This window comes from Rhodanobacter sp. K2T2, from assembly GCF_013408815.1.
GTDB lineage: Bacteria > Pseudomonadota > Gammaproteobacteria > Xanthomonadales > Rhodanobacteraceae > Rhodanobacter.
Map to the genome: position 1 here is coordinate 177,692 of NZ_JACCCA010000006.1, position 25,516 is coordinate 203,207.

Below are 25,516 nucleotides of genomic sequence, written 5' to 3' on the forward strand. Positions count from 1 at the left end.
GTTTCAAAACCATCGTGCATTCCCTCTTCAGAAGGATCGCGGCATGACGTCGTCTTCAAGGATTTTGCTGTGTGTACTGGCCGCTGCCGGCGTCGTCGGCTGCAGTGTGCCGATCAAGCACCGATATCTCATTGCGCCGCAGATCAGCGGCACCGTGACGCGTGCCGGCCAACCGGTGCAAGGTATGCACATGCAGCTGGTCGATGTGTTGAACGCATCGGGCGAGCCGCAGCCCGGAGCCCAGACGCAGGAAGCGGTCACCGATGCGCAGGGTCATTTCACGCTGGGGCCGATCAAGCAGCAGGCGCGCAGGATCGACAACCCGCTGTTCAAGGTGGATCAGCACACCGTGCCGTGGGGGCTGCGCATGTCGCAAGACGGCCAGACCTGGAACGTCGGCTGGGTATCCGATCCGGACATGTTGGGCGAGGTGCCCAACGCGGTCGTCACCGCACAGTGCGATCTGGCGGCTGACAGCAAGTCCAGCGTGATCGAGGGCGATATCGCCGTCGTCGGCATCGGTCCCTGCAAGCTGAAAGTTGCGGTAGCGTCGAAGAAATGAGTGCGAAATGGAGCCTTATCCAACTCAGCCTGCTGTGTGCCGCGCCGCTGTCGCTGAGCGCCTGCGTGCCGTGGCCGCATCACGAGCTGAGCGCGCCCGAGATCATCGGCAGCATCGAGAATTCCGGTGGGCCGGTGCCCCATGCGCATATCCAACTGATCGACCGGCTCGACGCGTCCGGCCACGCTGTCGCCAAGGCGAAGACCCTGGAGGTTGTCGCCGATGCCCGCGGACATTTTCAGATCGGGCCGATTCGCCGATTTGTATGGATATCCCATGTCGGTGATCGGCCCGTGCCGTGGGGATTGAGCTTTTCCGTCAACGATGAGCCGCAGCGCGCGGGCTGGCTGTCGGATCCTTCCGAAAACGGATTTGTGCTGGATGAGCCCATCATCGCCATCTGTGACTTGAAGTCATCGGCGGTGAGCAGTGGCATCGGTGGTTACCAACAATTGCAAGGCCATGGCGTGTGTTCCATGGCCGTCGTGGGATCAAAGTAATGAGTATGCTGAAAATCGAAAACCTGCACGCCCGCGTCGAGGGCAAGGAAATTCTCAAGGGGCTCAGCCTCACCGTGAACGCGGGCGAAGTGCACGCCATCATGGGACCGAACGGCGCGGGCAAATCCACCCTGGGCAACGTGTTGTCCGGTCGCGAGGGTTACGAAGTCACCGCCGGTTCGGTGATCTACAACGGCATCGATCTGCTGGCGCTGGACCCGGAAGCGCGCGCCGCGGCCGGCGTGTTTCTGGCGTTTCAGTACCCGGTGGAAATTCCCGGCGTCAACAACACCTACTTTCTGCGCGCGGCGTTCAACGCGCAGCGCAAGGTACGCGGCGAAAAGGAACTGGACTCCATGCAGTTTCTCAAGCTGGTGCGCGAGAAGCTGAAGGTGATGCAGATCTCCGACGAGCTGCTGCATCGCGCGGTCAACGAAGGTTTTTCCGGCGGTGAAAAAAAGCGCAACGAGATCTTCCAGATGGCCGTACTCGAACCGCAGCTGGCGATTCTCGACGAAACCGATTCGGGTCTCGATATCGACGCCTTGAAGCAGGTGGCGCAGGGCGTGAACACGCTGCGTTCGCCCGAGCGCGCGTTCCTGATGATCACCCACTATCAGCGTCTGCTCGATTACGTGGTGCCGGACTTCGTACACGTGCTGGCCGACGGTCGCATCGTCGAAAGCGGCGACAAGTCGCTGGCGCTGAAGCTCGAAGCGCAGGGCTACGCCGGTGTCGCCGAGCGCCACCCGGCGGGAGCGTCGGTATGAACCAGCCGGCGCCGCTGCCGCTGGTGACCGCGCTGCTGGATGCGCCGCTGCCGCCCAGCGGCATCGGCTGGCTGGACGCGATGCGGCAGGAAAACCGTGAAGCGTTTGTTGCTGGCGGCTTGCCCGATACGCGCGTCGAAGCGTGGAAGTACACCGCCCTGCGCGCGCTGTCGCAGCGCCGTTTTGTGTCCGGCGATGCCGACGCACAGACGCGTACGGTCGACGCATCGATGCTGGTCCTGCCGGGCGTCGAGGGTCCGCGGCTGGTGTTCGTCAACGGTGCGTTTCGCGCTGATCTTTCGGCGATCGATAGATTGCCGGCCGGACTCATCCTGCAGCCGCTGTCGCAGGCCTTGAAGGGCGACGCCGAACCGCTGCGCTTCGCGCTGTCGCGTTCCGCTTCGATGGGGCACGCGCGTGGCGCCAGCGATGCGTTCACGCATATCAATGCGGCCAGCGCGGCCGATGGCGTGGTGCTGCGCGTGGCGGCACATCAGAAGATCGGCGCGCCGGTACAGCTGGTGTTCGTCGGCGCCGCTGCGGACGCCTCCGTAGCTTGGCACGTGCGCCACATCATCGAACTGGCTGAGGGCGCCGAGCTGAGTTTGGTGGAGCAGCACATCGGCAGCGGTGAGTCGTCGCATCTGGCGACGCTAGTGAGCGATATCGAACTGCGCGAAGGCGCGTTGCTGCATCACTTGCTGCTGCAGAATGCTAGTTCCACTGACACCTTGATTCGCCAGAGCCGCCTTCGTCTGCATACGAAAGCTTGTGCGACTTTGCATGTGCTGGAGCTCGGTGGCGCGCTGGTGCGTCACGATCTGCAGGCCGAGCTGATCGGTGACGGCGCGCAGCTCGATACGCGTGGCGTGTTCATGCCACACGGGCGTCAGCATATCGATACGCAGCTCGCTATCCGCCATCAGGCGTTGAACACGCGATCGAGCTCGAACTGGCGCGGCGTGGCCAGCGATCGTGCGCGCGGCGTGTTTCGCGGCGCAATGGTGGTGGCGCCCGGCGCGGATGGCAGCGATGCCAGCCTCAGCAACAAGAATTTGCTGCTGTCGCCGAACGCCGAAATCGACACCAAGCCCGAACTGGAAATTTACGCCGACGAGGTGAAGGCGGCACATGGCGCAACGGTCGGCCAGCTCGACGAACGTGCGCTGTTCTATCTGCGCTCGCGCGGCATTCCGCTGCACGAGGCGCGCGCGCTGCTCACCACCGCATTCTGTCGCGCCGTGCTCGACGATCTGCCGAACGACGCGCTGCGTGAACATCTGGCGGAGCTGCTGATCGCGCAGCTGCCACAGCATTGAAGGAAGCGACATCCTGCCCATGAACGCACAGCCCAAAACCCAGCCCGTGTTCGATATCCAGCACATTCGTGCGGATTTCCCCGTGCTCTCGCGTACTGTCCACGATGGCAAGCCGCTGGTGTACTTCGACAACGCCAACACCAGCCAGAAGCCGCAGGCGGTGATCGAGGCGATGAACCGGCACTACCGCGAAACCAACGCCAACGTGGCGCGCGCCGTGCATCAGCTGGGTGAGGAATCGACGGCAGCGTATGAGGGAGCACGCGACAAGCTGGCGCGCTTCATCAACGCCACGTCGCGCAACGAGCTGATCCTCACTTCGGGTACGACGCAGTCGATCAATCTGGTCGCTTACAGCTATGTGCTGCCGCAGTTGAAAGCGGGCGACGCGATTCTCACCACGGTGATGGAACACCACGCCAACATCGTGCCGTGGCAGCTGATGGCGGCGCGCACGGGTGCGACGGTCAAGGCGGCGCCGATCAATCAGCGCGGTGAGCTGATCGTGGAACAGTTTGTCGCCATGCTGTCGCCCGAGGTAAAGCTCGCCTGCGTGGCGCACGTGTCGAACGTGCTGGGTACGGTCAATCCGGTGCGCGAGATCGCGCGCGAGTGCAAAAAGCGCGGCATCCCGCTGCTGGTCGATGGTTCGCAGGCGGTCCCGCATAGGCCGGTCGACGTGCAGGCGCTGGGCTGCGATTTCTACGCGCTCACCGGCCACAAGATGCTGGGGCCGACCGGCACGGGCGCGCTGTGGGCGAAGCGTGAACATCTCGAAGCCATGCCGCCGTTCTTCGGCGGCGGCGAGATGATCCGCGAAGTCAGCTTCAGCGGCACCAGCTTCGCACCGCCGCCGCACAAGTTCGAGGCTGGCACGCCCAATATCGCCGGCTTTATCGGCCTGGGCGCGGCTATCGATTACTACGAGAGCGTCGGCTTCGACGCCATCCATGCGCAGGAGCAGGATCTGCTGCGCTACGCCACCGAGCGGCTGCGCGAGATTCCCGGCCTGCGCCTGTTCGGCGAGGCAAGCGAAAAAGAGGCGGTGATCTCGTTTTTGATCGAAGGGGCGCAAGCCACCGATCTGGCCACTTTGCTCGATCTGCAAGGCGTGGCCGTGCGCTCCGGCCATCACTGCGCGCATCCGCTGATGCAGTTTTTCGACGTACCGGCCACAGTGCGCGTGTCGTTTGCGTTCTATAACACGCGCGAGGAAATCGACACCTTTATTGCGGCCTTGATCAAGGTGCGCAAGCTGCTGATGTAGAGGCTCGGCCGCACAAAGGTTTCCCGGCGTCGCGCCGGGGCGCTACTCTGCAGCAACTTGTCCTCCCCCGCGATTGGTCTTTCATGCTCGCAAAGCTTCCTGGTTTCATTCGCGTACCGCTGGTGATGCTGCTCCTTGCACTGAACATCGTGGTGCACGTGACGCCGCTGTTCCTGCTGACGCTGTTCAAGGTGATCCTGCCGATTCGCGGCATCCGGCTGGCGTTGTCGCGCGGCCTGGTGCTGATCGCGGAGAGTTGGATCGCGGTCAATAGCGGCATGTTCGACTGGTTCACCCGCACGCGCTGGCAGGTCGATGGCCTGAACGAGCTGCGTTACGACGGCAATTATCTGGTGCTGTGCAACCACCAGAGCTGGGTCGATATTCCGGTGCTGCAGAAGATCTTCAATCGGCGCATCCCGTTCCTGCGTTTTTTCCTGAAGAGCCAGCTGATCTGGGTGCCGCTGCTGGGGCCGGCTTGGTGGGCGCTGGATTTCCCTTTCATGAAGCGCTACTCGAAGGAAACGCTTGCCGCGCATCCGGAGCTGCAGGGCAAGGACATGGAGGCGACGCGCCGCGCCTGCGAAAAATTCCGGCACATGCCGGTGTCGGTGATGAACTTCGTCGAGGGCACGCGCTTTACCCCGGCCAAGCATGACAAGCAGAAATCCGCCTATCGGTATTTGCTGCGGCCCAAGGCCGGCGGCGTGGCGTTCGTGCTCGATGCGATGGGCGATGCGCTGGATGCGATGCTCGACGTCACCATCGTCTATCCCGATGGCCCATACACGATGATGGATCTGATCGCCGGCCGGGTCAGCGAGATTCGCGTACACGTGCGCGAGCTCCCAATCAACGCCGCTTTGCGGGGCGACTACGAAGCCGATCCCGCGTTCCGCGACAGTTTCCAGGCCTGGGTCAATACCTTGTGGGCCGACAAGGATGCGCAGATCGGCGGCATGCGCACGCGCTAGGTGCGATTCGCTGCTGTAGGCGGATAAGAAATCGCCCCGACGTGTGAGCGTCGGGGCGATGCTTTAAGGCGATATCTTCAAGGCTATGTGCGAAGCGCTGCGCCGAGGCGTCAGCGCCATCGTTGTCCTGAAGCCTCAGTCGACTTCGTAAGGACGCTTCACCACCACCGCGGTCACCGGGCGACGGGCAAAGCCAAACAGGCCGGCGAAGAAGGCGATCACGCCACCGAGGACCAGCAGCACCAGCGCACCCCAGGCCGCCTTCGACACGCCACGTACGGTAGCGTCGGCCGCTTCACGCGCCTTCTGCTCGGCTTCCTGCTTCAGCTGCTGGAACTTCGCCATCGCCTGCTGATAGGTCTGCGCATAGTTGCCGACGATCTGCTGTGCCTCGTCGTGCGACTTGCCGGTGCGGGCGGCCACGATGTTGACCAGCGCATCCTTGTCGGCGGCATTCAGCGCCGGCTGGCCTTCCTGCTTCACGCGGGCAAACCAGTCGCTGAGCTGCTGATCGGTCTGCTGCGGCGTGGTGGCCGTCTGTTGGGCCGTGTCCTTGCCGTCATTGGCAGCCTGCTGCGCGGTGGCCTTCAGGTTGGACGGGTCCAGTTCCGGCTTGCCGGTCTGGCGCAGCAAGGTGTCCAGCTGAGTCTGCAGATCGGTGAAGTCGAAGTTGATGCCATTTTTCTGCAGCTCGTCCTTGACGCCGGAGGCGATGTGCGGCGCCGCAGCGGCGACGCCGTCACCCGCCAGCGACAGGCCCTTGCCGACCGCGCCGGTAGCGGCACCGGCAATGCCGGAAGCCAACGAGGCCACCAGATACGTCGTGATCAACGTGGTCAGCGACCAGCTCAGCACGCCGTGCAGGCCGCCCTGGCCCGGTGCGGAGCGGCCGGCGACGAAGGCGCCCACAAGGATCGCGATCAGGGTAGTAACGCCCAGCCAGATGCCGGTGCCCTTGCCGAAGCCGCTCAGCGGATTGGCATCGCCCAGCGGGTCGATGGTGCTGGCACCGATGGCCGTGCCCAGCACGCTCAGCACCAGGTAGGCGATCAGCGAAATAAAGCAGCCGGCAAAAATCGCGCCCCATGAAATACGTGGCTGTTGCTCGGGGTTTACGTAGGTGGTCATGCGTGTTCCTCAGGTGATGATGAATGGTGTGAGTCGATGAAAGCGGTTAGATCTGTCGCCGCCATCCGCGTCGAGCCAGCGAGGCGGGCGGCAGTCTAGGTGTCCAAATGCAGCTTCTGTGTGATGAGTCGGGGCGAATTCTGCGCCGGCGAACGAGGGGCGTCGCCTTGCAAATGCACCAGCGCGACTAGTGCATTCGTCTCAAGCCCTGACGGCGGTGGGCTATATTCTTGGTGCACCTGCACTGATGCACCAACCGGCGCTGCCCCAGCCCACGTTCGAGCGCAGGCTGGGGCAGCGCCAAAAACATGTATCCCTTTCCGCCGTGCGGCGGCGGCCATCCACGAGTTACTTCCATGACCGATCACGTTCTGCGCACCCAAACCGACCGCCGCCAGCTTCAGCAAATCATCACCGGACTGAGCGACGGCGTGATCCTGATCGAGCCGGACCAGACGATCATGTGGGCCAACCAGGCCGCGCTGGACATGCACGGCATTAGCGAAGTCGCCGAGCTCGGCGCCACGGTGACCGAGTACCGCGAACGCTTTCAGCTGCGCTACCGCAACAACCATCGCCTCGCTGCCGGCAATTACCCGATCGACCGGGTCATCGCGGGCGAGTCGTTTACCGACGTGGTGGTCGAGGTGGTGGCAACCGGCGATGAAGAAAAGCGCTGGGTGCACCGCGTGCGCAGCATGGTGCTGACAGACGCGGACGGTGCGCCGGACTGCCTGGTGCTGATCATTGCCGACGCCACCGACTGGGCCAGCGCGGAGCAACGCTTCGAGAAGACCTTCAACGCGAATCCCGCGCCGGCAGTGATCTGTCGCCTCAGCGATCTGCGCTACATCAAGGTCAACCAGGGCTTCATGGAAATGACGGGCTACACGCGCGAGCAGGTGATCGGTCATTCGGTGTACGAGCTCGACGTGCTGGAGCGTGCCGAAAACAAGGAGCTGGCGATCGAGCGGCTCGGCGAAGGCGCCACCATTCCGCAGATGCAGGCCGAGCTGAAGCTGCCCGAGGGTGGTACCAAGTTTGTCGTGGTCGCCGGTCAGCCGATCGAAGTTGGCGACGAGGCGTGCATGCTGTTTTCCTTCATGGATCTGGAGCCGCGGCGCAAGGCCGAAGATGCGCTGCGTCAGAGCGAGGAGCGCTTCGCCAAGGCGTTCCGCATGTCGCCGGTGGCGACCATGGTATGCAGTTCGGATCGCTTCCACGTGGTCGAGGTCAACGAGGCGTTCGTCGGCACCACCGGCTTTGCGCCGGAAGAAGTGCTGGGCAAATCCATCGCGGAAATCGGCCTGCTCGACGATCGCCATGCCAATACCCAGCTGGGCAAGCTGCTGGAAACCGTGGGCAGCCTGCAAAACACGGAGTACGCGATCCGCAAGAAAACCGGCGAGCTGCTGGATTGCCTGCTCTCTGCCGAGACCGTCAGCATCCACGGCACCACGTGCTACCTGCTGGTGCTGCTGGACATCACCGAGCGCAAGCGCAGCGAAATGGAGCTGGTCAGCGCGATCGAGGCGGTGATGAAGGATGCTTCGTGGTTCAGCCAGACGCTGATCGAGAAAATGGCCAACGTGCGTCGTGCCAACGCGCCCAGCGAACTGACCAGCGCCGAGCTGGCCGACCTCACCGCGCGCGAGCGCGATACGCTTGGGCTGATGTGCGAAGGCCTGGCCGACAAGGAGATCGCCGCGCGTCTGGGCCTCGCACCGAACACCGTGCGCAACCACGTGGCGGCGCTGTATTCCAAGCTCGATGTACACAGCCGCAGCGAGGCCATCGTGTGGGCACGCGAACGTGGCGTGTTCGGCCATTCCCCCGATCGCCCCACGGTGCGAAAAAAGCCGCGCCGTGCGCGCTGAGTGCCTCTGCCCAGGACTTAATCGCCGCTGTCTGTCCACGCAAATGCACTAATCGAACTGGTTCAATTGGTGCTTCTTCCTTCACATGCGATCACGCATTCTGCTCACCGGCCCGACAAACCCCATGTGCGTCGGGCATCGACTGACCATGATGATGAGGAGATAGCGATGGACAAGAATCGTATCGACGGCACCGCCAAGCAGGTCAAGGGCTCGGTCAAGGAAGCCATCGGCAAATTGACCGGTGACAAGAAGACTCAGCTCGAAGGCGCTGCGGAAAAGCAGGTTGGCAAGGCGCAGGTCAAAGCTGGCGAGGCCGCCGACAAGGTCCGCGACGCGCTGAAGAAATAGACATCACAAGCAACTGGAGCACGCTAAGCGGAAAGCTTTGCAGCGCGTGCTCCGTTTCAGATTTTCCTACAACATTCCCCCCTACCACGCAGGAATACCGCAATGGACAAGAACGAAGTCGAAGGCACCATCCGCAACGTCGCCGGCAAGATCGAGGATGCCGCCGGTGCGCTGACCGGGGACGCCGAGCATCAGCTCAAGGGCAAGGTCCGTCAGGTTGCCGGCACCGCCCAGGCCAAGGCTGGCGAAGTGCTGGACGATGTGCGCGAGCTGGCCGCCGACAAGCCGGTCGGCACCGTGCTGATCGCCGCCGGTGTGGCCTTTGTGCTTGGCATGCTGTTCGCGCGCCGCGACTGATCCATCGTCGCTTTTTGCCAGTCGTCCATGAGGCGAGCCGGTAAAGCGAGGACGGATATTCGCAAAGGCCGAAGGTGCGAACCTTCGGCCCTTTGCTTTCAACAAACAGCGGGCAGGGGAAATACCTACCGTTCTTCGCGTCAAACTCAGCTTCTGAGCTTGTATCCCGTACGAAAAATCCAGCCGATTACCAACAGACACAACGCCATGAAGCCCAGTGTCGCGCCCAGGCTTAGCGCGACATTGACATCGGCCACGCCGTAAAAACTCCAGCGGAAGCCGCTGATCAGATACACCACCGGATTGAACAGGGTGATGTTCTGCCATAGCGGTGGCAGCATGCTGATCGAGTAGAACGCGCCGCCGAGAAAAGTCAGCGGCGTCACGACCATCAGCGGGATCACCTGCAGCTTCTGAAAATCGTCCGCCCACAGACCGATGATAAAACCGAACAGGCTGAAGGTGATCGCGGTCAGCACGAGAAAGCCGACCATCCAGATCGGATGTGCGATCTCGTACGGCACGAACAGCCGCGCGGTCGCCAAGATCAGAATGCCGAGCAGCACCGACTTGGTCGTCGCCGCACCCACATAGCCGAGCACCACTTCGATATACGACACCGGTGCGGACAGCAGCTCGTAAATCGTGCCCGACCACTTCGGCAGGTAGATGCCGAACGAGGCGTTGGAGATACTTTCATTCAGCAGCGACAGCATGACCAGGCCGGGGATGATGAAGGCGCCGTAGCTCACACCGCCGATATGTCCCATGCGTGAGCCGATAGCGGTGCCGAACACCACGAAGTACAGCGAGGTGGAGATCACCGGCGAGGCGATGCTCTGCATCAGTGTGCGAAACGTGCGCGCCATTTCGAAGCGGTAGATCGCGCGTATGGCGTGAATATTCATGCGCGTGCCTCCGGCTGGCCGTTTCGCCCGCTTTTTTCCAACGGCTTGGCGGTATGCACCAGGCTGACGAAAATCTCTTCCAGCGAACTCTCGCTGGAGTGCAGATCCTTGAAGTCGATGCCCAGCTCGCCGAGCCTGCGCAGCAGCGGCGCGATGCCGGTCTGCTCGCCTTGCGCGTCGAAGGTGTAGACCAGCGCGCCGCCGTTCTCGCTCAGCTCCAGCGGCAGGCCGGCCAGCGCGTCGGGTATGCGCTCCAGCGGACTCTGCAGCTGCAGCGTGAGCTGCTTCTTGCCGAGCTTGCGCATCAGCACGTCCTTGTCCTCGATCAGCACCAGTTCGCCCTTGTTGATCACGCCGATGCGGTCGGCCATTTCCTCGGCTTCCTCGATGTAGTGTGTGGTGAGGATGATGGTGACGCCGCTTTCGCGCAGCGCGCGTACCATTTCCCACATGTCGTGGCGCAGCTCCACGTCGACGCCGGCGGTGGGTTCGTCGAGAAACAGGATCTGCGGCTCATGCGACAGCGCCTTGGCGATCAGCACGCGACGCTTCATGCCACCGGAGAGCGACATGATCTTGCTGTCCTTCTTCTCCCACAGTGACAGGTCGCGCAGCACCTTTTCGATATGCGCCGGATTGGGCGCTTTGCCGAAAAGGCCGCGGCTGAAGGTGACCGTGGACCATACCGATTCGAACGCATCGGTGGACAGCTCCTGCGGCACCAGGCCGATCTGCGCACGCGCGGCGCGGTAGTCGCGCACGATGTCATAGCCGTTTGCCAGCACCGTGCCGCTGGTCGGTTGGACGATGCCGCAGATGATGCTGATCAGCGTGGTCTTGCCCGCGCCGTTGGGGCCGAGCAGGGCGAGAATCTCGCCGCGGCGTATCTCCAGGTCGATATGCTTCAGAGCCACGTGGCCGGAGGCGTAGACCTTGCCCAGTCCGCGAATGCTCACGATCGAGTTTGCTGCGTTTTGCATGATGTCTCCAGAGGCTTGCCGGGCATTGTCCTCCCTGTACAAAAAAACCGCAGCCCGAAGGCCGCGGTTTTCGGTTTCTGAGCGAAAAGCGCTCGCTTCGTAGGATTACCAGATCTTTACCTGGGTCTCGGGCGAACGGACCATCGCATCGCCAGCCTTGCATTTGAACGCCTGCGCAAACTCCGGCATGTTCGACGGCGCACCGATCGCACGGAACTGCGCCGGTGCATGCGGATCGGTATTGAGAAGGGTGATCTGCGCTTGCGGACGGATATTGCCGCGCCATACGCGGGCCCAGTTGAGGAAGAAGCGCTGGTCCTCGGTATAGCCGTCTATTTTGCGCTTGGCTTCGGCGGGGTTCTTCGACAGCGCCATCTGCAAAGCGGTGTAGGCAGCGTTCAAGCCGCCCAGGTCGCCGATGTTCTCGCCCATGGTCAGATGGCCGTTGACGTGCTTGCCCGGCAGCGGCTCGTACGCGTCGAACTGGGCGGCCAGTTTGTCGGTACGCGCCTCAAACGCCTTGCGGTCGGCATCGGTCCACCAGTTCACGTTGTTACCTTTGGCGTCGAACTTGCTGCCCTGGTCGTCGTAGCCATGGCCCATCTCGTGACCGATCACCGCGCCGATGCCGCCGTAGTTGATCGCGTCATCCGCCTTAGCGTCGAAGAACGGCGGCTGCAGGATCGCCGCAGGAAACACGATCTCGTTCTGCTGCGCGTTGTAGTAGGCGTTCACCGTTTGCGGCGTCATGCCCCACTCGCTGCGGTCGACCGGTTTGCCGATCTTGGCGACGCGGTAGTCGTAGTTGAACTTCTCGGCGGCCTGCACGTTGGCGTAGTAGTTGTCCGGCACCAGGGTGAGGCCGGACCAGTCGCGCCATTTGTCGGGATAGCCGATCTTCGGCACAAAGGTGGCCCACTTCTCCAGCGCCTTCTGCTTGGTGGCGTCGCTCATCCAGGCCAGATTCTCGATGCGCGTCTTGTACGCCGCGCGCAGATTGGCAACGAGTTCCTCGGCGCGCTGCTTGGCGACCGGTGAAAAGTTGTCGGCGACGTAAAGCTGTCCCAGCGCCATGCCCATACCGTCGTTGGTGGCTGCCAGCACGCGCTTCCAGCGCGGCTCCATTTCCTTCTGGCCGTTGAGGGTCTGGTTCTCGAACGCGAAGTCCTCCTGCTGGAACGGCGTGGATAGGTAAGGCGCTGCGTTGGAGATCAGGTGATAGCGGAAGTACGCCTGCCACTGCGCGGCCGGCACGTCGCCGAACATCTTCTGTACTTCGCTAAAGAAGGCCGGCTGCGAGAAAGAAAAGCCAGCAGCGACATCGGCATGCTGCGATTTGAAGAACGTCGCCCAGTCGAAGCTCGGCGTGAGCTTGTCGGCATCGGCGATGCTGACGTAGTGATAGCGGTTTTCCGGCTTGCGCATCTGCACCGGTGGCAGCGAGGCGGCGGCAAGGCGTGTTTCGAACGCAAGCACGCTGGTGGCCTGCTGCTGGGCATCCGCAGCGTCGACGCCGGTGAGCGTGAGCAGCTTGGCGATGTGCGCCACGTAGGCGGTGCGGATCTTCTCAAACTCCGGCTTGCTGTAGTAATCGACCGTGGGCAGGCCGAGGCCGCCCTGGCCGACGTAGGCGATCTCCTGGCTGGAATCCTTGAAGTCGCCGTTACCGCCGAAGCGGAACAGCACCGGTTCGCCGCGGGTGTAGCTGTCGCGGATATAGCCGGCGATATCGCCCGCATTCTTCAGCCCGTCGATCTGTGCCAGCTGCGGTTTGATCGGGTCGAAACCGGCGCGGTCGACCTTGGCTTCGTCCATGCCGGATGCATAGAGGTAGCCGATCTTCTGCTGAATCGAGCCGGGTGCGGCCTTTGCCGCGTTGGCGGCGGCCGCGTCGACGATCTTGTGCTGCACGTTGAGGCTGTCCTCGCGCAGCGCGTCGAATGAACCCCAGCGCGTGCGATCGGCAGGGATCGGGTGGCTTGCCACCCATTTCGCGTTGACGAAGCCGTTGAAGTCGGCGCAGGGCTTGATGCTGGGGTCGAGTTCTTTCACGTCAAAAACGGAGGTTGCGGCCACCGCATTGATGGAAAGGGCCACGCCCACGGCAAAGGCCAACGGTTTCACGAATCGGTACGTCATGGAGTTTCCCTCTGCGCCGTGGCGCGTTTCGATCGCCCGAGCCCGGGCAGTTAATCCTCGACCGTAGTCAACCGGGGCCGGGGGTAGACAGTGTCGAAGGTCATGGTCCACGGCTTTTGGGCGGCTCGCCACGTGCCTGACGGGACATATGGCATTACATGGAAGAAGAGCCCGCGGCCGCACTATCATCGGCGGATGAATACCTCTGTCGACCTTTCTTTCCGTACCGCCGAAGCGGCCGATATTCCTGCCATCGTCGCCCTGGTCGAGTCCGCCTACCGCGGCGAGTCCGGCCTGCGCGGCTGGACCACCGAATCGCACCTGCTCGACGGCCGGCGCACCAACAACGAAGACGTCGGCGCCGTCATCAAGCGTCCGCACAGCTGCGTGCTGCTGGCCGAGCGCGACGGTCGGCTGATCGCCAGCTGCCACGTCGAACGCCAGGGCAAGTTCGGTTACTTCGGCATGTTCGCCGTCGATCCCGCCCAACAGGGCGGCGGTCTGGGCAAGGCGGTGCTGGCCGAAGCCGAGCGACTGGCGCGCGAACGCTGGCAGTGCCGTGCCATGCGCATGACCGTGATCGAGCAGCGCAACGAACTCATCGCCTGGTACGAACGCCGCGGCTATCTGCGCACCGCGGAGTACGAGCCGTTCCCGTATGGCGACGAGCGTTTCGGCATTCCGCGTCGCCCCGACCTACGCTTCGAAGTGCTGGTGAAAACCTTCGCGAAGCAGCCCGCATGAACGGCTGGATCAAGGTCGGTACCCGCAGCGAGATCCTGCCCGGCGAGTTCAAGGTCGTGTGGGACGGCGACACCGCCATCGCCGTCTACAACATCGACGGCGCCCTCTACGCCATCGAAGACATCTGCTCGCACGACGGCGGCGAACTCGCCGGCGGCGACGTCCACGGCTTCGAAGTCGAATGCCCGCGGCACGGCGCCCGCTTCGATCTGCGCAGCGGCAACGTCACCAAGCCGCCGGCATATGAGCCGATCGCGAGTTTTCCGGTGCAGGAAGAGGGTGGAGCAGTTTGGACGCGGGATGATCGGTGAGTTGCCGGCACTCCTCTGGCTGTCCGTTAAATCGATAGTCTCGTGATTCCGCTTCCATTACGGATTTGGGCGAGAATAGTGAAAAGATGGATTTCGGTATTGCTGCATTGATGAGAGGTCGGCTGAAGTTTCTTGTTTGGTTTGTCTCATCAAGTCGCTTAACAGACCATTATTCGTAGAACAGTTGCCGCTAGCGATATCGTCTTCGTGGCTCGATACGCCACGATAAAGTGAGCTCTATTAGTCAACTTGCCTGAACGCTTCAAGTCTCGCTGACGCCAGCCCCGGCACGGCTTGTCACTTAGCGATGAGTGACGAAATACACCAGCGATCCTGCGAATAGCAGGCAAGCGATTGCGTTCAAGATCGAGCAGGCTGTAGACGAGGAGTGCCTCGGACGATGCATCGAGAATTTTTTTGCCAGATATCCGCTCAAGCAGGCAAGTGCAAAAAAAACAGCCATTCCCGCGATATCGTCTGATTCAAAATTTGAGTTGCTGTGAGCGGCGTTAGTCATTGAATTGAACGAAACCACCGCTATTAACAGCAGTACACCCGATGCTGTAATGTTCAGGAAACCGCGAAATGTATTTGCAATTGCGTTCAAAGTGGTTCCCTCGGAAGCGTCTAATGCGTCGTCAAAATTTTTAAAGCCCCTCGGCCGTAGTATAGTTTGTTAATGAAGAATCCGCGCAATCGCCTCTTTCGTTAGGCTGAGTTTTGCGAGGGTTTTGGTGACCCCCGATCATTGTGGGTGCGATGCTTTTTGCTGGCGGGAGACCTTCACCATTCAAGTGAATATCTTAAATTTGCAAAATAAAGTGCGGAGTGCGTCGATTATTGGTGCAGGCGTTATTGCCGAGCGCAGGAAAGCGTTGGCTGGTCAGTGGTAGCGGATTTTGACATAAGGGAAATATGTTCGGGCTGCACCGGAGCATAGGTCGCAGTCCCTGATTATTTTAACCTCGCACCTCGCCTTCACGTGGCGCGGCAAGTAATACTCGGGAGATGGAGTCGTTTTGCGCCTGAGCGCGCGTACCAATCTCATTGAAGGGGACATTATGAAGACGCGTCGCGATTTTCTGGCCCAGGCGCCGCTGGGCTTGTTAGGTCTGGCCGTGGCATCGCGCATCGAGGCGAAGGGTGCCGACGAGGCGAAGCCGCCACCGGGTGCGCCGGGTGCGTTCAACACTGCGCCGGCGGTCGGCCCCGAGGTTACGGCGGCGACATTCGCCGAGGCCGAGAAGCTGGAGCAGGTGACGCTGACGCCGGCGCAGCGCGCGATGGCGGCGGCGAACTGGCGCACGTCGATGGCGAGCATGCTCGAACGGCGCGCGGGGCCGCGCAAAGTGGCGTTGCAGGACACCCTGCCGCCGGCCACGGTGTGGAATCCGATGCTGCCCGGTCATACGTCTGGCCCCGCGACAAATCGTTTCTCGCCGACTCAGCGCAGCCCCGGCCCGTTGCCGGCGAACGACGCGGACATCGCCTTTGCGCCGGTGACGCACCTGTCGTACTGGGTGCGCACGCGCCAGCTTAGTTCGACCCGGCTCACGACGATTTATCTTGCACGGATCAAGCGCTTCGATCCGCAGTTGCGCTGCATCATCACCCTGTTGGAGCCGCAGGCGCTGGCCCAGGCTGCGCAGGCCGATCGTGAGATTGCCGCAGGCAAGTACCGCGGGCCGCTGCACGGCATTCCGTTTGGCGTGAAAGATCTGCTCGACACCGCGGGCATTCCCACGACCTATGGCGCCGAACCGTTCCGCGATCGGGTGCCGACCGGCGATGCCACCGTGGTCAAGCGTCTCTACGATGCCGGCGCCGTATTGCTGGCCAAGCTCAGCATGGGCGCGCTGGCGCTCAACGACATCTGGTTCGGCGGCCAGACGATGAACCCCTGGCTGCTGCAGGAAGGGGCGTCCGGTTCCAGTGCGGGTCCCGGCGCCGCCACGGCGGCCGGACTGGTCGGATTTTCCATCGGCAGCGAAACCGGCGGTAGCATCGTCAGCCCGTCGATGCGCTGCGGCGTCACCGGACTGCGCCCGACCTACGGCCGTGTACCGCGCACCGGCGCGATGACGCTGTGCTGGAGCCTGGACAAACTCGGCGCGATGACGCGCTCTGTCGAGGACACCATGCTGGTGCTGCACGCCATCAGCGGGCCGGACGGCATCGACGTGGCCAGCGTGCCCAGCCATCTGGCCTACGATGCGGGCGCTTCGGTCAAAGGCCTCAAGGTCGGCTACTTTCCCGGATGGATGAAGGAGGATCCGGCCACCGAGGTCGACCGCGCCTCGCTCGAAGCGATGCGCAAGCTCGGCATGGTGTCCACCGAGGTCAGCTTGCCGGACTGGCCGTACGATTCGCTCAATCTCATTCTGTTTGCCGAGTCGGCCGCTGCCTTCGAAGAGCTGACGCTCAGCGGCAAGGCCGACGAGCTCAGCATGCAGGTGCCGGACGCATGGCCCAACCTGTTTCGCGAATCGCGCTTTCTGTCGGCGGTGGATTTCGTCCAGGCCGATCGGCTGCGTCGCAAGGTCGCTCTCGAGATGGCTCGCGTGATGGCGAGCGTGGACCTGCTGCTGGTGCCGTCTCTGCGCGACGAGATGCTGGTGATCAGCAACAACACCGGCCATCCGTCGCTGACCCTGCGCACCGGTTTCGTCGAGGTTTCTCAGGCGCGCAGCGATTGGGCGCCTGATCCCCAGCATCCGCTCCCCACTTTTTCGTCACCGCGTCGCGTGCCCTATGGCGTGACCCTGATCGGACGTCTATTCGAGGAAGGCACCATCGCTCAGGTCGGCCTGGCGCTGGAGCAGGCGATGGGCGTCGCGGGCGAGCGACCGCCAGGCTTTTGAGGCGGATTTGCCCGTGCAATCTATGATTCGGATTCGAAAAGGTGCCGAACTACTTTTGTCCGAGCCTCCATCGGAGTGCACGTGAAAGCCAGAGGTCTTCGCAATTGGGAGAAAACACGGGCCGGCGGCATGACACGCTTTGTGCTGCTCCGGGGCGTGCTGTCCTATGGTCTGACCATGTTTATCGTGATGACGTTTATCGTGCATCGCGGTGATATCAGCGGGCGGTTTATCGCGATATCCGCGCTGTTGTGGTCTGTCGGTGGTGCCGTGTTCGGCGCGCTGACCTGGTTTTTGATGGAACGGATCTACCGCAAGTTCGTGCCGAAGATCATGGCTTGATCGGTTCCTGGGTTCCGCACGGCGCCGTTTCGGCTTCAGATGAGGTCGAGCCGGCGATTACCAGTGATAGACGAACGCCAGCGATTCGGAAATCTGCGTCGCTGAGCCGAACCGCGTCACCAGGGGACTGTCGGCGGCGTTGCCGAGCAGGCGACCGTAGGTCAGAGCCAGCGCTATGCCGGTGTGCTGGCTGGTGGGCACGAAGACGTCGTACTCCAGATCGGCCAGCTGACTTCCTGTATCGGGACGCCAGCTCGGCACGTTCAGCAGACTGGACTGGGTTGGCGTGATGCCGAAAAAGCGGCTCATCGCCGGGCCATTCATTGCCTGCCAGCGAACCTGCAGCGAATGCTCGATCAGCCACACCTTCGGCAGATCCCACTCGGCATAGACGTTGAGATAGGCGCCCGCGCCGTTGATGTCATGAGTGAGGTTGGTGCCGACGTCGATCTGCTTGGTCAGCTGCCACTCCAGATAGCCGCCGGCGGTCAGGCGCGGCGACAGCGGGTTGAGCTTTTCGCGCAGCCGCGGGCTCAGGTCATCGGTATCGCGACCCCACTGATAATCGCCGAATACACCGCCGTGCAGCACGCTGCCGCCGATCAAATCGACCTGCAGGCCGTCGAGCGTGGACAGGCTGACGTGGTCCGGCCACTCGAAATCGACGTAGGGAATCGGCTCATTCCGATGCGATTTCGCGCCGGGAAAGCTCGGCAGGCGCTCCACCCCGGCGCCCAGGGCGAGGGTGACGGCGTTCGGGTCCGGCGTGACATCGCCCGTATCGGCAGCGCTGGTGAACGACCAGGTCAGCCCTGCCAGCAAGCAACTGGACAGGAACCACGCGGAAAGCTGAATGCGACGAAAGGATGAATGTTGCAGGAGCGGTTCGGGCAAAGCGAATAGAGACACGTCGGGAATGCATACAGGGCAAGGGATAGCCAAGCATAGGCGATTTGACCGTGAACGCAGATGCATGCCGCCAGGCAGCCTAGACACTGTTCGTTAAGTTTTTGAGAAAGGAGGCCGAAAGGGAGGGTTTCTATCCTTCACACATGATTTACAACAGTGAACAGCCGATGCCCTTGTCCAACTGGACCATCCTATGCGACTTCGACGGCACGATTTCCGTCGAGGACGTCATCGACTCCCTGCTGGACCGTTTCGGCAAGCCGGGCTGGGAAGTGCTTGAGCAGGACTGGCGCGCCGGTCGCATCGGTTCGCGCGAGTGCATGTCCGGCCAGGTCGATCTGCTGAAGATGACCCGCGACGAGCTGGACACGCACCTGGCCGGCCTGTGGATCGACCATGCGTTTCCGGGCTTTGTGGCCAAGGCGCGCGCGCTCAACGTGCCGATCCGCGTGGTCAGCGACGGCCTGGATTACGCCATTCACAAGATTCTCGGCCGCTATGGCCTGGACGATCTGCCGCTGGCCGCCAATCATCTGGCGCCGGCGCCGCCGCCGAAGCAGTGGCAGCTGACCTCGCCGTTTCAGGCGGACGGCTGCCGCAGCGGCACCTGCAAGTGCGCCTGTGTGGCCCAGGCCCGCGCGTCAGGTCCGGGCACCAAGACCTTGCTGATCGGTGACGGCGCGTCGGATTTCTGCGCGGCGGATCGGGTGGATTTCGTGTTCGCCAAACATCGCCTGATCGAGCATTGCCGCGCCGCGGGCATCCCGTACGCGCCGATCACCGGTTTCGAGGATGCGCTGGATCTGCTGCCGCGCCTGCTCGACGGCAGCCTGCTGGAAGATCACGCGCCGCAGCCCGCGCTCAGCGTGCCTTACTGATCCAGCCAGCGCAGGATTCGGCTGAACTTCGGCATCGATACACCTTCTAAATATTTCCCTTGAATTATCACGGACTCCCCGCCCATGAACGCTTTCGACAAGAACGCCCAGGTCGTGATCGACGACGCGCAGCTGCTGGCCGACGAGGCCAAGTACAGCTCGTTCGGCGATACCGTGCACTATGTTGATCCGCCCAAGATCTTCCGCGGCTGCGAAGGCAGCTACATGTTCGATACCGAGGGCACGCCGTTCCTCGACCTGCAGATGTGGTACTCGGCGGTCAACTTCGGCTACGCCAACAAGCGCCTCAACGATGTGCTGAAGAACCAGATCGACCTGCTGCCGCAGGTGGCCAGCCAGTACCTGCATCAGACCCGCATCGAGCTGGCCAAGACCATCGCGATCGACGCCAAGAAAAAATTCGGCCTGGACGGTCGCGTGCATTTCAATGTGGGCGGCGCGCAGGCGATCGAGGATTCGCTGAAGATCGTGCGCAACGCCTGCAACGGCAAGAGCCTGATGTTCGCGTTCGAAGGCGGCTACCACGGCCGTACGCTGGGCGCTTCGTCGATCACCTCGAGCTACCGCTACCGCCGTCGCTTCGGCCATTTCGGCGAGCGCGCGATGTTCCTGCCGTTTCCGTATCCGTTCCGTCGTCCGAAGGGCATGACGCCGGAAGAGTATTCCGACAGCTGCGTGCGCCAGTTCGAGCGCCTGTTCGAGACCGAATACAACGGCGTGTGGGATCCGAAGACGAACCAGTGCGAATACGCCGCGTTCTACGTCGAGCCGATCCAGGGCACCGGCGGTTACGTGATCCCGCCGCCGGGCTTCTTCCAGGGCTTGAAAAAAGTGCTCGACAAGTACGGCATCCTGATGGTGTCCGATGAAATCCAGATGGGTTTCTGGCGTACCGGCAAGCTGTGGTCGATCGAGAACTTCGGCGTGACGCCGGATATCGTGGTGTTCGGCAAGGCGCTGACCAACGGCCTCAATCCGCTGTCGGGTCTGTGGGCGCGCGAAGAGCTGATCAACCCGACCGTGTTTCCGCCGGGCTCGACCCACTCGACCTTCAACTCCAACCCGCTGGGTACCTCGCTGGGTCTGGAAGTGATCAAGATGGGCTACGAGCTGGACTACGAAACCACCGTGCCGGCCAAGGGCAAGCATTTCCTCGACGGCCTGCGCGACCTGCAGAAGCGTCACAAGGAAATCGGCGACGTCGACGGCCTGGGTCTCGCCCTGCGTGCGGAAATCTGCACGGACGACGGCTTCACGCCGAACAAGGCGCTGCTCGACAAGATGGTCGATATCGGCCTGGCCGGCGATCTGGAGCACAACGGCAAGAAGATCGGCCTCGTGCTGGACGTGGGCGGCTGGTACAAGAACGTGATCACGTTCGCGCCGTCGCTCAACATTACCCACGAAGAGATCGATCTGGCGATTTCCTTGCTGGATCAGCTGCTGACGAAAGCCAAGAAGGGCTGATGTCCGAGGCGCGTGGTTTCCACGCAAAAAGAACCCGGCGATCGCTCGCCGGGTTCTTTTGTTTGTCGGATCGGAAAATCGCTTCAGGGCGCGCGTTTGATCGCCAGCACCGCGTTGAGTCCGCCGAACGCGAAGGAGTTGCTCAGCGCGGCCCACACCGGCATCTCACGGGCCACGTTGGGCACGATATCCAGGTCGCAGGCCGGATCGGCCTGGTCGAAATTGGCGGTCGGCGGCACGATGCCATAGCGCAGCGCGTTGACCACGGCGACCAGTTCCAGCGCGCCCGAGGCACCGAGCGCATGGCCGTGCATCGACTTGGTGGACGATACCGCGAGGCGGTCGGCGTGCGCGCCGAAGGTGAGGCGAATGGCTCTGGTCTCGGTCGCGTCGTTGGCCTGAGTGCCGGTGCCGTGGGCGTTGATGTAGTCGATATCGTCGGGTGCCAGGCCGGCTTCGTTGAGCGCCTGTGCCATCGCGGCGGCAGCGCCGTCGGCGCTGGGCATCACGATGTCGGTGGCGTCGGCCGTCATGCCGCCGCCCGCCAGCTCGGCGAGAATCGTCGCGCCGCGCGCCTGCGCGTGCTCCAGCGATTCGAGCACGAAGATGCCTGCGCCCTCGCCGATCACCAGGCCGCGTCGGTTGATGCTGAAGGGGCGGCAGGTGTCGTCGGCCAGTACGCGCATGGCCTCCCATCCGCGCAGCACGACGTAGCTGATGCATGCTTCCGTGCCGCCGGTGATGGCGGTATCGGCCATGCCGTAGCGAATCATCTGCGCCGCCTGGATGATCGCGTGGTTGGCCGACGCGCAGGCGCTGGCCACGGCAAAGGTCGGTCCGCGCAGGCCATATTTGATGCTGATCTGGCTGGCCGACGCGTTGGTCATCACGCGCACGATGCTCAACGGGTGAACGCGGGTGGCGTTTTCGGCGTAGAGGCGCCGGCTCTGTTCGTCCTGGGTGGTTTCGCCGCCGACGCCGGTGCCGACGATTACCGCCGTACGCGCCCCGACTTCCCTGTTGCTGAAATCCAGACCGGATTGCTGGATGGCCTCGTCGGCCGCGTGCAGCGCGAATTCCGAGGTGCGATCGAGTTGTGTCAGGGTGCGCTCGTCGATACCGACCGCCGGATCGAAACTTTCGGGCACCTGTGCGGCCACCTTGACGCGTACGCGTGCCGCGTCCTGATGGCGCAGCGGGGCGATGCCGCTGCGGCCTGCGCGCAAGCCTTGCCACAAGGCCTCTGCGCCGACGCCCAGCGCGCTGATGGCGCCCATGCCGGTAATCACGACACGACGCGTGGCCACATTGGGCATTACTTGCTTCCTTCGTCGGCCGCTTTGCTGTCGAGCGCGGTCTGTACCGCATCGACCAGGCTCTGCGCCGTGTCCTTGTCGAAGTTGGCGCCCTGCTGGTCGGGGAAGGTGATGTCGAAGTGCTCTTCGATATCGAAGATCAGCTCGATGGCATCCAGCGATTCGATACCCAGATCCTTCAGGGTCGATTCGGGCGTGATGACGGCCACGTCGATCTTGGCCTGCTTGGCAATGATCTCGAACACCTGCTGCTGGATCGACTCGTTCATGGCGCGTGGCTTCCTGGTGGCAAACGGCAACAATGCTGATTCAACATTTTGGTCTCATTAGTTTAGGCATTATCGCTTGCATATGTCTTTCATCGCCCAACTCGAACCCGACGCGCTGCTGAAGCACTTCATGAACCACCCGCCGATCGGGTTTGTCGTGGAGACCTCGCCGCAGGGCATGCCGTGCTTCGTGGCGCCGTTCGATCTGCTGACCACGGCGGACGAGGAACTGCGCAGGCGCGTGGCCGCTTTGCCGCTCTATCGCTGGTGGGGCAGGGCACTGCGCTGGCGCACCCGTTTTGCCGGTACCACCGTGTCGGAATACGCGCCGCTGCCGCGTACGGTGTCGCCGATCGCGCTGGCGCAGGGTCTCAAGGCTGCTTACGCGCGCGATTGCAAGCTGCTTATCGTGAAGGACATCGCGCAGGATTCGCCGCTGCTCAGCGAGGCGGACAACGCCCAGGCCAGCGCCTTCGCCAGCGCCTGCGAAGCGGAGGGCTACGTGCTGCTGGAAGGCCAGGCGCTCGCCTGGGTGCCGATCGATTTCGCCAGCGGGGACGAGTACCTGTCGCGTTTGTCGTCCGGGCGCCGCAAAAACATCCGCCGCAAGCTGCGCTCGCGCGCCGACCTGGATATCGAGATCGTACGCACGGGCGATGCGCGCTTCGACGACGAGACCACGCTGCGCGAGTTCTACACCCTGTTCGACAATGTCTACGCGCAAAGTGAGATCCATTTCGATCGCCTCAGCGAGGATTTTTTTCGTGCCCTGTTGCGCGATGCACGCAGCGACGGTGTAGTGTTCGTCTATCGCCATGCGGGTCGGATGATCGGCTGGAACCTCTGCTACGAAGAGGGCGGCAAGCTGATCGACAAGTACATCGGCTTTGCCTATCCGCAGGCGCGCGAGCACAACCTGTATTTCGTGAGCTGGATGCACAATCTCGACTACGCGCGGCAACGCGGTCTCACCCATTACGTGGCCGGCTGGACCGACCCGCAGGTGAAATCCTTTCTCGGTGCGCGCATGACATTCACGCGCCACGCAGTGTACGCGCGCAATCCGCTGCTGCGCGCGCTGCTGCGCCGGCTCGGCAGCCATTTCGAAAGCGATCGTCAATGGCAGGCTACCGCGGAGGCCGCCGATGCACAGTCTTGACCAACGTCCCGTGGTGCTCGATATCGACCATTCGGTCGGACCGCTGCCGCTGCGGCTGGTGCTGCCGCTGGAGCACTGGCAGGAGTCGATTCGCTTCGGCTGTTCGCTGGCCACCATGCGGCGTTTCCGCAGCATGCTCGACGAGCTGCTGCCGCAGCAGTACGGCACGGTGTTCATGGGCAGCGGCGATTTCCATCATCTGAGCTGGCCGCTGATCGAACGACTGCAGACGGAGCGGCCCATGCAGGTCGTGGTGCTGGACAACCATCCGGACAACATGCGCTTTCCGTTCGGCGTGCACTGCGGTTCGTGGGTGCGCCGCGTGGCGATGCTGCCATCCGTGAGCCATGTGCATGTGCTCGGCATCACCTCGGCGGACATCGGCGCCGGGCACGCGTGGGAGAATTACCTCACGCCGCTGAAGAAGGGCAAACTCACCTATTGGAACATCGGCGTGGACACCGGCTGGGCGCGCAGGCTGGGTATCGCCGATGCGTTCCGCGGCTTCGATACGCCCGAAGCGATGGTCGACGCCTTCGTCGAATCACAGCGCACGCAGACGCTGCCCAGCTATCTGTCGATCGACAAGGACGCCTTCGCGCCCAACGTGGCGCATACCAACTGGGACCAGGGCAAGCTGCAGGTCGATCACGCGCTGGCCATCATCGATAGCTTGCGCAACGGCCTGGTCGGCAGCGACATCAACGGCGAGGTATCGCACTATCGCTACGAAACCTGGTGGAAACGCCGCCTTTCCGCGATGGACGATCAGCCGGAAATCGATCCGGCCATGCTCGCCGAATGGCAGGCGCAGCAGCATGCGCTCAACCTGCGTTTGATCGACGGGATCGGTGCGCGTTCGAACTGAGAATCATGCTCAGCCGACGATGCTCTCCAGCGTGCGGAAGATCGTTTCGAAGTCGTCGTCGGTCACCCACAGGCTGTTGCTGATGCTTAAGCTGCGTGCGGCAAAGTCTCGAGCATTCGGCACATCCTGGCGCGGCACAATATCGGCGAGATAGGCGTAATCCGGCAGGGCGTCGATATACAGGCGGCTGACGCCAAGCCCGGCCTGCCACAGCTGGAACATCGCTGCGTCGCGGCGGGTCTGGTCCGGCAGCAGCAGCAGCAGGAACGGCCAGGTGCCGCTCTCGCCAGGCGCATCATCGAGCACGTCGATACCGCCGATCTGGCGCAGCCGCGGCAGGCGTCGTTTGGCCTGTGCCGTGAGCTGATCGATAAATGCCGGCAGCCTCCCGGCCGCGTGCGCACCGATGGCTTGGCGCCAGCGGCCGACCTTGTGCAGCGGAACCGTCAGCGGGAAATCATCGCCGACTGCACCCACGGGATCGCCACGTCGCAGCGCGCGGCGCAGCGGCTCGCCGTAAGCCATGCGCAGGCCGCTGGGACGATACAGCGCGGCATAACCCAGCAGCTCGACGGTGCGGCGCAGCTCCCAGCCGAGACGACGGGGCACGACACGTTTGGACGTCTGTTTGAGCTGCTCGCGCAGCGATGGATCGTGCGTCAGCAGCAGGCCGCCTTCGTAAATCGACAGCCCCTTGCCGGCGGCGAGGCTGAAGAAACCGACGTCGCCGGTGAGACCGATGCTCGTGCCATCGACTCGGCCGCCGAGCGTCTGCGCGGCATCCTCGATCACGTAGGCACCAACGTGGCGCGCGACGGCGACGGCATCGTCGACATCGGCGATACGGCCGCCCAGATGCGTGGGTACGATCGCCAGCGTCTGTTCGTCGCACACGGCGCGCAGCGCGGTCGGATCCAGATCGAAATGGCTGGCGCGTACGTCGCACAGCTGCAGTTCCAGCCCGGCCTGATGCACCGCGATGGCGACGAGCGGGCAGGTGAACGCCGGCACCACCACCCGACGCCGCTGCGGCTGCAGCTCGCGCAGTGCGATCAGCGTCAGCAGCAGGCAGGCCGTGCCGGAACATTCCAGCTGCAGCGCCGGCACGCCGATCTGGACGGCTATATCGGCGGCGAGCGTTGCGCGTCCCGGTCGCAGATCGGCCAGCGTCAACGGTAGCCCGGCGGTGGGCGGCAATTCCTGGGGGCGAGTCGGCAGCATGCGTGCAGGGTAGCGCGG

25 protein-coding genes are annotated in these 25,516 nt (G+C 62.9%); 17 read left to right on the forward strand and 8 right to left on the reverse strand.

All coding sequences use genetic code 11. From position 1 onward, the window contains the following. The first annotated feature begins 43 nt into the window (after positions 1–43). The 6 genes from HDE78_RS11505 to HDE78_RS11530 all read left to right on the forward strand — a co-directional run bounded on the left by HDE78_RS11505 (position 44) and on the right by HDE78_RS11530 (position 5,392). Complete coding sequence (locus HDE78_RS11505; protein ID WP_179479468.1) at positions 44–562, forward strand: DUF6795 domain-containing protein; 519 nt, start codon at positions 44–46, stop codon at positions 560–562. 65 nt (positions 563–627) lie between these two features. Beyond that, on the forward strand, positions 628–1,062 hold the full coding sequence (locus HDE78_RS11510) for a hypothetical protein (protein ID WP_218862287.1): 435 nt from the start codon (positions 628–630) through the stop codon (positions 1,060–1,062). Between the two features lie 5 nt (positions 1,063–1,067). Beyond that, positions 1,068–1,832, forward strand: a complete 765-nt coding sequence (gene sufC, locus HDE78_RS11515) for a Fe-S cluster assembly ATPase SufC (RefSeq protein WP_179479764.1) — start codon at positions 1,068–1,070, stop codon at positions 1,830–1,832. Next, positions 1,829–3,151 (forward strand): Fe-S cluster assembly protein SufD, encoded by a 1,323-nt coding sequence (gene sufD / locus HDE78_RS11520; protein WP_179479472.1) that lies wholly within the window; start codon positions 1,829–1,831, stop codon positions 3,149–3,151. The genes sufC and sufD overlap by 4 nt, the downstream gene beginning before the upstream one ends. A gap of 19 nt (positions 3,152–3,170) precedes the next feature. Then, positions 3,171–4,418, forward strand: coding sequence for a cysteine desulfurase (locus HDE78_RS11525; RefSeq protein WP_179479474.1), 1,248 nt, complete (start codon positions 3,171–3,173; stop codon positions 4,416–4,418). A gap of 83 nt (positions 4,419–4,501) precedes the next feature. Continuing rightward, entirely contained in the window at positions 4,502–5,392 is an 891-nt protein-coding gene (locus tag HDE78_RS11530; RefSeq protein ID WP_179479476.1) for an acyltransferase, read from the forward strand. 135 nt (positions 5,393–5,527) lie between these two features. On the opposite strand, the gene HDE78_RS11535 is transcribed toward HDE78_RS11530, so the two are convergent. Next, positions 5,528–6,520, reverse strand: a complete 993-nt coding sequence (locus tag HDE78_RS11535) for a hypothetical protein (RefSeq protein ID WP_179479478.1) — start codon at positions 6,518–6,520, stop codon at positions 5,528–5,530. A gap of 356 nt (positions 6,521–6,876) precedes the next feature. Here HDE78_RS11535 and HDE78_RS11540 point away from each other — a divergent pair, with 356 nt between their 5' ends. The 3 genes from HDE78_RS11540 to HDE78_RS11550 all read left to right on the forward strand — a co-directional run bounded on the left by HDE78_RS11540 (position 6,877) and on the right by HDE78_RS11550 (position 9,105). Next, positions 6,877–8,397 carry a helix-turn-helix transcriptional regulator gene (locus HDE78_RS11540; protein ID WP_179479480.1) on the forward strand — a complete coding sequence of 507 codons (1,521 nt, stop codon included), beginning with the start codon at positions 6,877–6,879 and terminating at the stop codon, positions 8,395–8,397. Between the two features lie 168 nt (positions 8,398–8,565). Beyond that, positions 8,566–8,748: a CsbD family protein gene (locus tag HDE78_RS11545; RefSeq protein ID WP_179479482.1), complete on the forward strand. Its 183-nt coding sequence runs from the start codon at positions 8,566–8,568 to the stop codon at positions 8,746–8,748. Between the two features lie 102 nt (positions 8,749–8,850). After that, the gene (locus tag HDE78_RS11550) at positions 8,851–9,105 is read left to right on the forward strand and encodes a CsbD family protein (protein ID WP_179479484.1); all 255 of its coding nucleotides are present in this window, start codon (positions 8,851–8,853) and stop codon (positions 9,103–9,105) included. Between the two features lie 146 nt (positions 9,106–9,251). Here HDE78_RS11550 and HDE78_RS11555 read toward each other — a convergent pair whose 3' ends face one another. From HDE78_RS11555 to HDE78_RS11565, 3 genes are all read right to left on the reverse strand, one after another. Further along, the gene (locus HDE78_RS11555; protein WP_179479486.1) at positions 9,252–10,013 is read right to left on the reverse strand and encodes an ABC transporter permease; all 762 of its coding nucleotides are present in this window, start codon (positions 10,011–10,013) and stop codon (positions 9,252–9,254) included. Then, positions 10,010–10,993, reverse strand: a complete 984-nt coding sequence (locus HDE78_RS11560; RefSeq protein WP_179479488.1) for an ABC transporter ATP-binding protein — start codon at positions 10,991–10,993, stop codon at positions 10,010–10,012. Before HDE78_RS11560 ends, HDE78_RS11555 begins: the two co-directional genes overlap by 4 nt. A gap of 105 nt (positions 10,994–11,098) precedes the next feature. Then, a complete protein-coding gene (locus HDE78_RS11565) occupies positions 11,099–13,132 on the reverse strand; it encodes a M13-type metalloendopeptidase (protein WP_179479490.1) in 2,034 nt (677 codons plus the stop codon). A 195-nt stretch (positions 13,133–13,327) separates the two neighbouring features. Between HDE78_RS11565 and HDE78_RS11570 the strand changes: the two genes are divergently transcribed. The 4 genes from HDE78_RS11570 (at position 13,328) to HDE78_RS11585 (ending at position 17,390) form a co-directional block, all read left to right on the forward strand. Further along, a complete protein-coding gene (locus tag HDE78_RS11570) occupies positions 13,328–13,876 on the forward strand; it encodes a GNAT family N-acetyltransferase (RefSeq protein ID WP_179479492.1) in 549 nt (182 codons plus the stop codon). Further along, positions 13,873–14,187 (forward strand): non-heme iron oxygenase ferredoxin subunit, encoded by a 315-nt coding sequence (locus HDE78_RS11575; RefSeq protein WP_179479494.1) that lies wholly within the window; start codon positions 13,873–13,875, stop codon positions 14,185–14,187. The genes HDE78_RS11570 and HDE78_RS11575 overlap by 4 nt, the downstream gene beginning before the upstream one ends. Before the next feature lie 1,061 nt (positions 14,188–15,248). Beyond that, positions 15,249–17,048 (forward strand): amidase, encoded by a 1,800-nt coding sequence (locus HDE78_RS11580; RefSeq protein ID WP_179479496.1) that lies wholly within the window; start codon positions 15,249–15,251, stop codon positions 17,046–17,048. Positions 17,049–17,129: 81 nt separating this feature from the next. After that, a complete protein-coding gene (locus tag HDE78_RS11585) occupies positions 17,130–17,390 on the forward strand; it encodes a hypothetical protein (protein WP_218862289.1) in 261 nt (86 codons plus the stop codon). A gap of 57 nt (positions 17,391–17,447) precedes the next feature. On the opposite strand, the gene HDE78_RS11590 is transcribed toward HDE78_RS11585, so the two are convergent. Then, positions 17,448–18,299 carry a MipA/OmpV family protein gene (locus HDE78_RS11590; RefSeq protein WP_345776056.1) on the reverse strand — a complete coding sequence of 284 codons (852 nt, stop codon included), beginning with the start codon at positions 18,297–18,299 and terminating at the stop codon, positions 17,448–17,450. A 167-nt stretch (positions 18,300–18,466) separates the two neighbouring features. Between HDE78_RS11590 and HDE78_RS11595 the strand changes: the two genes are divergently transcribed. Further along, entirely contained in the window at positions 18,467–19,177 is a 711-nt protein-coding gene (locus HDE78_RS11595; RefSeq protein ID WP_179479766.1) for an MtnX-like HAD-IB family phosphatase, read from the forward strand. 84 nt (positions 19,178–19,261) lie between these two features. Further along, positions 19,262–20,665 carry an aspartate aminotransferase family protein gene (locus tag HDE78_RS11600; protein WP_179479502.1) on the forward strand — a complete coding sequence of 468 codons (1,404 nt, stop codon included), beginning with the start codon at positions 19,262–19,264 and terminating at the stop codon, positions 20,663–20,665. An 83-nt stretch (positions 20,666–20,748) separates the two neighbouring features. Here the strand turns inward: HDE78_RS11600 and HDE78_RS11605 are convergent, their stop codons facing one another. Continuing rightward, positions 20,749–21,981: a beta-ketoacyl-[acyl-carrier-protein] synthase family protein gene (locus HDE78_RS11605; protein WP_179479504.1), complete on the reverse strand. Its 1,233-nt coding sequence runs from the start codon at positions 21,979–21,981 to the stop codon at positions 20,749–20,751. Beyond that, entirely contained in the window at positions 21,981–22,250 is a 270-nt protein-coding gene (locus HDE78_RS11610) for a phosphopantetheine-binding protein (RefSeq protein ID WP_179479506.1), read from the reverse strand. Before HDE78_RS11610 ends, HDE78_RS11605 begins: the two co-directional genes overlap by 1 nt. Before the next feature lie 82 nt (positions 22,251–22,332). Between HDE78_RS11610 and HDE78_RS11615 the strand changes: the two genes are divergently transcribed. Together HDE78_RS11615 and HDE78_RS11620 are read left to right on the forward strand one after the other, a co-directional pair. Continuing rightward, entirely contained in the window at positions 22,333–23,409 is a 1,077-nt protein-coding gene (locus tag HDE78_RS11615) for a GNAT family N-acetyltransferase (RefSeq protein ID WP_179479768.1), read from the forward strand. Further along, the gene (locus tag HDE78_RS11620) at positions 23,396–24,277 is read left to right on the forward strand and encodes an arginase family protein (RefSeq protein WP_179479508.1); all 882 of its coding nucleotides are present in this window, start codon (positions 23,396–23,398) and stop codon (positions 24,275–24,277) included. Before HDE78_RS11615 ends, HDE78_RS11620 begins: the two co-directional genes overlap by 14 nt. A gap of 9 nt (positions 24,278–24,286) precedes the next feature. Here the strand turns inward: HDE78_RS11620 and HDE78_RS11625 are convergent, their stop codons facing one another. Further along, positions 24,287–25,498: a DegT/DnrJ/EryC1/StrS family aminotransferase gene (locus HDE78_RS11625; RefSeq protein ID WP_179479770.1), complete on the reverse strand. Its 1,212-nt coding sequence runs from the start codon at positions 25,496–25,498 to the stop codon at positions 24,287–24,289. Between the last annotated feature and the right edge of the window lie 18 nt (positions 25,499–25,516).